Genomic DNA, 480 nt, shown 5'->3' on the forward strand with positions numbered 1-480 from the left:
TTCCCCGCCCGAGGCGGCCGCACCGCAAGCGCCGCGCCCCGATCCGCAAGCCTTCCAGCTTCGCGGCAACCCGCCGCGCGTCATGCGCCTGTCGCGCAAGGCGCTGGCCGCCATCGGCGTCGTCGCCGGCCTCGGCATCGGCGGCTCGCTGATCTATGCGCTCAAGCCGGCCGGCGAGAAGGCGGCCAAGGAACTCTACAGCACCGACAGCCGCGCCACCTCTGAGACCATCACGTCGGGACCTCGCGACTACAGCCAGGCGCCGAAACTCGGCCCGCCGCTTCCCGGCGACCTCGGCGGCCCGATCGTCTCGGCCCAGCAGCGCGGGGAGAATGTCCAGGTCCCGCCGGTCGGCGCCCAGCCCGATCCGCGCGCGCAGGCCGCGGAAGCCGCCCGCCAACGCGCGCAGCAGGAGCGCGACGCGGCGCGCATGAGCGGTGTGTTCCTCGGCGGCAGCAGCGCCGGGGCCGCTGCGATGCC

1 pseudogene is annotated in these 480 nt (G+C 75.2%); it reads left to right on the top strand.

What is annotated here, in order from left to right:
* Positions 1 to 480, top strand: a pseudogene (locus AX735_RS09055) (TrbI/VirB10 family protein); the annotation flags it as partial.

Source organism: Blastomonas sp. CCH1-A6, assembly GCF_001556365.1.
GTDB lineage: Bacteria > Pseudomonadota > Alphaproteobacteria > Sphingomonadales > Sphingomonadaceae > Blastomonas > Blastomonas ursincola.